Source organism: Streptomyces sp. WAC06614 (assembly GCF_003949795.1).
Taxonomy (GTDB): Bacteria; Actinomycetota; Actinomycetes; order Streptomycetales; family Streptomycetaceae; genus Streptomyces.
In genome coordinates this window covers 1-7510 of record NZ_RPRY01000325.1, presented here as the reverse complement: position 1 = coordinate 7510, position 7510 = coordinate 1, and the positions used below count along the sequence as shown (strand labels likewise).

Annotated in this window: 7 protein-coding genes; 2 read left to right on the top strand and 5 right to left on the bottom strand. The window is 74.0% G+C overall.

The window, feature by feature from the left end; all coding sequences use genetic code 11:
• Positions 1–119: 119 nt before the first annotated feature.
• A complete protein-coding gene (locus EF918_RS29490; RefSeq protein ID WP_125651988.1) occupies positions 120–911 on the bottom strand; it encodes a carbon-nitrogen family hydrolase in 792 nt (263 codons plus the stop codon).
• 139 nt (positions 912–1050) lie between these two features.
• Here EF918_RS29490 and EF918_RS29485 point away from each other — a divergent pair, with 139 nt between their 5' ends.
• Complete coding sequence (locus tag EF918_RS29485; protein WP_125651987.1) at positions 1051–1875, top strand: maleylpyruvate isomerase family mycothiol-dependent enzyme; 825 nt, start codon at positions 1051–1053, stop codon at positions 1873–1875.
• 80 nt (positions 1876–1955) lie between these two features.
• On the opposite strand, the gene EF918_RS29480 is transcribed toward EF918_RS29485, so the two are convergent.
• A complete protein-coding gene (locus EF918_RS29480) occupies positions 1956–3254 on the bottom strand; it encodes a nitrate/nitrite transporter (protein ID WP_125651986.1) in 1299 nt (432 codons plus the stop codon).
• Positions 3251–3910, bottom strand: coding sequence for a GntR family transcriptional regulator (locus tag EF918_RS29475; RefSeq protein ID WP_125651985.1), 660 nt, complete (start codon positions 3908–3910; stop codon positions 3251–3253). Before EF918_RS29475 ends, EF918_RS29480 begins: the two co-directional genes overlap by 4 nt.
• A 147-nt stretch (positions 3911–4057) precedes the next feature.
• Here EF918_RS29475 and EF918_RS29470 point away from each other — a divergent pair, with 147 nt between their 5' ends.
• Positions 4058–5260, top strand: a complete 1203-nt coding sequence (locus tag EF918_RS29470) for a DUF418 domain-containing protein (RefSeq protein ID WP_125651984.1) — start codon at positions 4058–4060, stop codon at positions 5258–5260.
• On the opposite strand, the gene EF918_RS29465 is transcribed toward EF918_RS29470, so the two are convergent.
• Entirely contained in the window at positions 5232–5564 is a 333-nt protein-coding gene (locus tag EF918_RS29465) for a hypothetical protein (protein WP_125651983.1), read from the bottom strand. The two genes, EF918_RS29470 and EF918_RS29465, sit on opposite strands and share 29 nt — an antisense overlap.
• Positions 5565–5584: 20 nt before the next feature.
• On the bottom strand, positions 5585–7486 hold the full coding sequence (locus tag EF918_RS29460) for a C1 family peptidase (RefSeq protein ID WP_125651982.1): 1902 nt from the start codon (positions 7484–7486) through the stop codon (positions 5585–5587).
• Positions 7487–7510: the final 24 nt, after the last annotated feature.

Below are 7510 nucleotides of genomic sequence, written 5' to 3'. Positions count from 1 at the left end.
GGGGCCGCATGGGGTTGCTCCTGGGGCTGGTGCTGCCTGCCTGGGCCTGGTTCGGCGGGCGGGGGCAGCATAGAGCCTGCTCTTGAACGTGTTCAAGAGCAGGCTCCTCGTCGCACGCGCTACCGCCGCAGGCCCAGCATGCGGTCCTTCAGGGCCGGGAAGGCCTCGCGGGTCTCCGGGATCTTCTTCGGGTCCAGGTCCACCGTCAGGACCTCCTCGCCCGGCCCGGCCTCGGCCAGGACCTCGCCCCACGGATCCACCACCAGGCTGTGCCCCGCCTGCTCCACCCCCGCGTGGGTGCCGGCCGAGCAGCAGGCCAGGACGTACGCCTGGTCCTCCACCGCGCGGGCCCGGTTGAGCAGGGTCCAGTGGGCGCGGCGGCGGGCCGGCCAGCCGGCCGGGACCACGAAGGCGGTGGCGCCGTTGTCGACCAGGCCCCGGAACAGCTCCGGGAACCGCAGGTCGTAGCAGGTGGCCAGGCCCAGGGTCAGGTCCTGCCCGGGCAGCGGCACCGTGGTCAGCGAGTCGCCCGCGGCCATCATCACGGCCTCGCCCTGGTCGAAGCCGAACCGGTGGATCTTGCGGTACGTGGCCGCGAGCTCGCCCTCGGGCGAGAGGACCAGCGCGGTGTTGTAGAGCGAGCCGTCGCCCGCGCGCTCCACGATCGAGCCGGCGTGCAACCACACGCCCGCGTCCCGCGCCGCCTCGGCCATCACCGCACGGGTCGGCCCGTCCACCGGCTCGGCCTCGGTCTCGAACAGCTCGTACGCGAACGCCCCGACGGGCCACAGCTCGGGCAGCACGACGAGATCGCTGCCGCTCTGCTCGCGGACGAGCTCCGCGACGCGGGAGCGGCGGGAAGCCACCGACTCCCCGTCGTGCACGGCGATTTGGATGAGGGAGGCGCGCACACTACCACCGTCCTGGCATTCGGTTCGTCAACTCGGGCCTACGATCGTCACACGAAAGCACTGCCGGGGTGCTCATCGGCAGCGTAGCTTTGGACATCAAGTCCACAACGCGCCACTGAACAGCACGCGAGGGGTCCCGTTGACCGTCCATCCCCACCTCCAGCCCTATGTCGATGCGTGGACCCACTCCATCGAGGCAGTGTCCGAACTCGTCCTCCCGTTGACGGAGGGCGAATGGAACCGGGCCACCCCGTGCCCGGGCTGGTCGGTGCGTGACGTGGTGTCACACATCATCGGGATCGAGACCGAGATGCTCGGCGATCCCCGGCCGATCCACACCCTCCCACGCGACCTGCGGCACGTCGTGGACGAGTTCACCCGCTACATGGAGGTCCAGGTCGACGTCCGGCGCCACCACACGGCGCCCGAGATGACCTCGGAGCTGGAGTACACCGTCATCCGCCGCGCCCGCCAGATACGCAACGAGAAGCGCGACCCCTCCACGCTGGTCCGGGGCCCGCTCGGCGAGCAGGTCACCCTGGAGCTCGCCACCCGGCTGCGCGCCTTCGACGTCTGGATCCACGAGCAGGACCTGCGCACCGCCCTCGGCGTGCCGGGCAACCTGGACTCGCCCGGCGCCCACGTGGCGCGGGACCTGCTGCTGGCGGGTCTGCCGAAGGTGGTCGCGAAGAAGGCCGGGGCCCCGGCCGGCACGGCCGTGGTGCTCGACGTCAACGGGCCGCTGGAGTTCATGCGGACGGTACGGGTCGACGCCGAGGGCCGCGGGACCATGGACGGCACCCCCTCGCTGGGCCCGGCCGTCACGCTGGTGACGGACTGGGAGACGTACATGCGCCTGGCCGCGGGCCGGGTCCGCCCGCAGGCGGTCGCGGACCGCCTGAAGGTCGAGGGCGACCAGGAACTCGCCGACGCGATCCTGCGCCACTTCGCCGTCACGCCCTGACGCCCTGACGCCCTGCGCCCGGTACCACCCCGTGATCCGTGATCCCCGTGACCCCGTGATCCCCGTCATCCCCGCGCAGATCAGGACGCCGCCCGGGCCGGAGCGGGTTCCCGTTCCCGGCCCTGCGCGTGGGCCCGTTCGTGGCGCAGGGCCGGGCCGCGCAGCCGGAGGATCTGGGTCACGCCCAGGGCCTGGAGGACGAAGACGGCGCTGAAGGCGGTGCGGTAGTCGTCGCCGGTGGCGTCCAGGAGCACGCCCACCGCCAGCAGGGTGGTCATCGAGGCGAGGAACCCGCCCATGTTGGTGATGCCCGACGCCGTGCCCTGCCGGGCCGGCGGGTTGGCCGGGCGGGCGAAGTCGAAGCCGATCATCGAGGCGGGGCCGCAGGTGCCGAGCACCACGCACAGCGTGACCAGCAGCCACATCGGGGCCCGGCCCGGGTGGAGCAGGACGCTCGCCCACAGGACGGCCGTGGTGGCGATGGTGCCGAGGGCGAGGGGGAGCCGGGCGCCGGGCCGCCGGGCGATGAGCTGGCCGTAGAGCAGGCCGAAGCCCATGTTGGCGGCGACCACCAGGGTGAGCAGGCCGCCCGCCGTGGTCCGGTCGAGCCCCTGGTCCTCGACCAGGAACGGCATCCCCCACAGCAGCAGGAACACCATCGCCGGGAACTGCGTGGTGAAGTGCACCCACAGCCCGAGCCGGGTGCCGGGCTCCCGCCAGGAGCGGGCGATCTGGTGGCGGACGTAGCCGCGTTCGCCGCGCGGCGCGGCCTCCGGGGCGGCGTGGCCCTCGGGGTGGTCGCGCAGGAACAGCACGAGCGGGACCAGCACCACCAGCCCGGCCACCGCGCTGCCCGCGAACGCCGGCACCCAGCCGACCCCGTGCAGCAGGGGCGCGAGGACGAGGGTGGAGACCAGGTTCCCGGCCATGCCGACCAGGCCCGCGAGCTGGGCCACCAGCGGCTGCCGGCGCACCGGGAACCACCGGGTGCCCAGCCGCAGCACGGAGATGAAGGTCATGGCGTCCCCGCAGCCGAGCAGCGCCCGGGCCGCGAGCGCGGTCCCGTACGAGGGCGCGAGGGCGAAGCCGAGCTGGCCGGCGGTGAACAGCACCGCGCCCAGTGTCAGGACGCGTTTGGTGCCGAGCCGGTCGACCATCAGGCCGACGGGTATCTGCATCCCCGCGTACACCAGGAGCTGGAGCAGCGAGAACGTCGCCAGGGCCGAGGCGTTGACGTGGAAGCGGTCGGCGGCGTCGAGTCCGGCCACGCCCAGGCTGGTGCGGAAGATGACGGCGACGAAGTAGACGGCGACGCCGATGCACCAGACCGCGACGGCCCGCCGCCCGCCGGGCGGCTCCGCCGCCGGTGCGCCCGTCATGCCACGCCCCCGCGCAGCAGGCTGCTGACCCGGCCGACGTGCGCGCGGACGCAGGCGGCGGCCCGCTCCCCGTCGCCCGCGCGGACGGCCGCCAGGATCTCGCGGTGCTCGGCGAGGTTCTGGGCGACCCGGTCGGGATGGGCGTGTATGACGGCCACGCCCATCCGCAGCTGCCGGTCACGCAGCTGGTCGTAGAGCCGGCTGAGGATCTGGTTGCCGGCGTGCCGGACGATCTCGGCGTGGAAGCAGCGGTCCTCGACCGCGAAGGCTGCCAGGTCGCCGGAGGCCGCGTGCCGTTCCTGGGCCGCGACCAGCTCCTCCAGCCGGGCGAGGAGGGCCGGCGGGGCCGGGACGGCGCGGTGCACGGTGAACTCCTCGACCAGCAGCCGGGTCTCGACCACGTCCGCGATCTCCTGGGCGGAGACCGGCAGGACCAGTGCCCCCTTCTTGGGGTAGAGCTTGATCAACCCCTCGGTCTCCAGGCGCAGCAGGCCTTCGCGCACGGGCGTGCGCGAGACGCCGACCGCCTCGGCGAGTTCGCCCTCGGTCAGCAGCGTCCCGCCCTCGTAGCGGCGGTCCAGCACCCCTTGCTTGATGTGCCGGTAGACGCGGTCGGCGGCGGTGGTGGCCGGGGCGGCGGCCGTGGTCGATGGCATGGGCACAGCTTAGATACAAGAAGGGTGCGAGCCGGGGCCCCGTCCACGATGCGGACCCGGCCGGCGGTCGGCTGCATCGAAGGATGTACGTGCGCTTCGTCCGGCCGCAGGACGAACCGGCCCCGGACCGCCGGGACGCTGGAGAGCATGGCGACGCACACCCTGACCCGCCCGGCACCGGCCGGGCGCCTCCCGCTGCTCGACGTCCTGCGCGGGGCGGCCATCCTCGGCACGCTCATGACCAACGTCTGGATCTTCGCGACGCCCGGCTCGGAGTGGTCGGTCCTCAAGGGCGGCCTGGGCGCGCCCGACCCCCTTTCCGACCCGTCCGCCGCCACCCTGGCCGAATTCCTCTTCCGCTTCCTCGCGGACGGCAAGTTCCTGGCCCTGCTGACCGTGCTGTTCGGGGTCGGGCTGGCCATCCAGTACGACTCCGCCACCCGCCGCGGCACCCCCTGGCCGGGCCGCTACCGGGGCCGCGCCGCCTTCCTGTTCCTGGAGGGCACCGTCCACTTCGTGTGCGTCTTCGCCTGGGACGTGCTCATGGGGTACGCCGTGACGGCCCTGCTGGCCGCCTCGCTGCTGGCCCGCTCCGCCCGGGTGCGGCGCATCGTGACGGGGACCGCGGCCGGGGTGCACCTGGCCCTGATGGGGCTGCTCACCCTGGGCTCGCTCGCCTCCCCGGACGACGGGAGCGGCTCCGGCGGCACGTCCGCCGGCGGGCCGGCCGTGGAGATCTACGCCCACGGCAGCTGGGCCGACCAGATCGCTTTCCGGCTCCAGAACGCCCTGGCCCTGCGGATCGAGCCGGTGCTCTCCTTCGGCCTGCTGCTGTTCCTCTTCCTCCTGGGCGTCCGGCTGTACCGGGCCGGGGCCTTCGCCCCCACCGAATCCGGCCGCCGGATCCGGACCCGGCTCGCGGTGGGGGGCCTGGGCCTCGGCCTGCCGCTGAACCTGGCCTGCGCGCTGGGCGGCCAGGACTTCTTCCTGCTCGGCCGCTACGTCGCCGCCCCCGTGGTGGCCCTCGGCTACATCGGCCTGATCGGCTGGGCCCTGGACCGGCTGCCGGTGCCCGCCGCGGCGACCGCCTCCCTGGCCTCGGTCGGCCGCACCGCCCTGTCCTGCTACGTCCTGCAGAACCTGCTGTGCATGCTGGCCTGCTACGGGATCGGCCTGGGGCTGACCGAGCGGCTGGCGGGGCACGGGCCGTGGTGGGTGATGGCCCTGTGGGCCGCGGTCGGCGTGGTGCTGGTGGCCGCGTCCCGGTTGTGGCTGCGCCGGTTCGAGCGGGGCCCGCTGGAGTCCGTGCAGCAGTGGGCGCTCAAGGACCGCCGGGCGGTGCGGGTCTGACCTCGACGTCCAGCACGCACGTGTCGTACGGGGGCTCGTGCGGGTAGGGCGGGCGGACCTGGGCGAAGCGGATCCGGGCCCGTCCGCCCGGCCGGCGTCCCCGGACGACGTAGACCAGCTCGACGTCCGCCCCGGGCAGCGTGGTGGCTGCGGCGTCCTCGGCGGGCCCGGGGGCCTCGGTCACCTCGACCGCGTCGGGGTCGCCGCTGATCCGCCAGGTCCACACACAGCCCCGGGCGCCCCGCCCGGTCAGCCGCAGCGCGTACGACTGGCCGGGCCGCAGCACCACGCTCCGTACGTCCACCACCGCTCCCGGGGCTCTGGTCAGACGGGGCCGATCACGGCCCCTTCGTGCCAGCCGGAGCCGTCCCGCCAGTAGTGCTGCAGCTGCCGGTCGGTGCGCAGCACGATCACCTCCAGGTTGAACCCGAAACTGCCCTGGAGCATCCCGGTCACGCTCAGCGCGTCGTGCCCGAAGACCGCGCTGCGCCGCCAGCCGGCGTCCCCCGCGCTCGCCCGCCACCAGTGCTCGATCCGGCCGCCCGCGCCCACCGCGCACAGCTCGTAGTTGCCCGCCGTGTCCTCGTCCAGCGCGCCGTACTGGGCCTCGACCAGGCAGGGCGCGGAGGTGATGCCGCTGCCGAAGACCTCGCCCGGGCGCCAGGTGAAGCCGGCCGCGTCGTCCCGCCACCAGCGCTGCATCCTGCCGTCCTCCCGGGTCGCGACCAGGTCCAGGTGGCGGCTGCGGGTCTGCACCAGGGCGGGCCCGTAGTGGGCGATGCCGGAGCCGAACCGGCCGCCGTCGTTCCAGGTCCAGGGCGAGCCGTTGATCCGCCACCAGTGGTTGAGGCGGCCGTCGGCGGTCCGGACGACCACCTCGAAGTTGCCGGGCTTGCCGTAGTCGCTCTGGATGAACGCCGGGGTCGCCCCGACGGCCGCGTCGCCCGGCCCGAAGGCGCCGCCGTCGCGCCAGGTCCCGGCGGCCTGCTCGTAGTACCAGTGCCGCAGCCGGCCGGACGGCGTGACGTGCAGGGATTCCATGTTCCGGTTGTAGGTGGTGCCGGTGAAGGCGGGCTGGCCGGAGGCGTCCGAGGCGAAGGTGGCGGCCCGCGCCCAGGCGAACGGCGCGTCCCCCTCGCGCCACCAGTGCCGCAGCCGGCCGCCGCCCTCGGTGGCCAGCAGCTCGAAGTTGCGGTGGGCGCGGCCGTTGCCGCTCTCGTAGACGTTGCCGGTGTGCAGGCGGCGCTTGCTCCACGGGTCGATGTTGGTGCCGCGCAGGCCGCACTTGGCCCAGTGGTCGATGTTGACCTCGCCGTAGCCGATCCGGCCGTAGCCGCCGACGTGGTAGCCGGTCCCCCAGGAGTTCTTGAACAGCCAGCAGCCGGCCGCGTCGTCGTAGCCCACCACCAGCACGCAGTGGCCGCCCGCGAGGTGGTCGCTGGTGCGGTGGTAGACCCCGGAGCCCAGCCCGAAGAAGTCGTCGTACACGTCGAAGCAGGCGGTCAGCGGACCGACCGTGTCCAGCCACACCTTCTGCTGCTCCACGTCCCCCAGCCGCACGTAGTCGCCGATCCGCACGGTCCTGCCCGAACGGTCCCAGCTCGGCGTGTAGTCGGCCCGCCAGGCGTCGCGCCGATCGGCGGGCAGGCCCGGCGGGGGCGTGGTGTACGGGTAGCAGTCGGGGTCGGCCAGTCCGCCGTTGTCGCGGATCCAGTCCAGGGCGGTCTCCGGGTTGCTGCCCTGCCCGCAGGAGAACCGCAGCCCGTCGTGCACGTCGCCCTCGGAGCGCTCGGCCCACACGTGGTGCTCGATCCGGGCCATCGACTCGACCAGCCCGGCCGCCCCGAACGCCCAGCAGGAGCCGCACGGGTTCTGGTCCTTGACCTTGGTGATCCAGGGCCAGCCCCAGCGCACCCGCCAGTCCACGGCGGCCGGGCGGGCCGGGGGCGCGGCCACCGCCCGGCTGCCGGGCAGCAGTCCGTGCGCCGCTCTGCGCCGGGTCAGGTGCGGATTGCCGCTCGGCCGGCCGACGAGCGCCGCCAGGTCGACCGTTCCGGCCTCCTGGGCGGTCGTCAGGTTCGTGCCCGGTTCCAGTCCCAGGGCGGCCCTGGGTATCTCCTCGTCGTCGGCGAGGTGCTCGCTGACGGACCAGCGCGCACCGCGCTCCGCCAGCAGCGCGCGCAACTGCCCCGCGCGCAGCACGTCCCGTTCGGACCCCTCCGGCATACCGTCCCCCCAGATGCCCCCGTC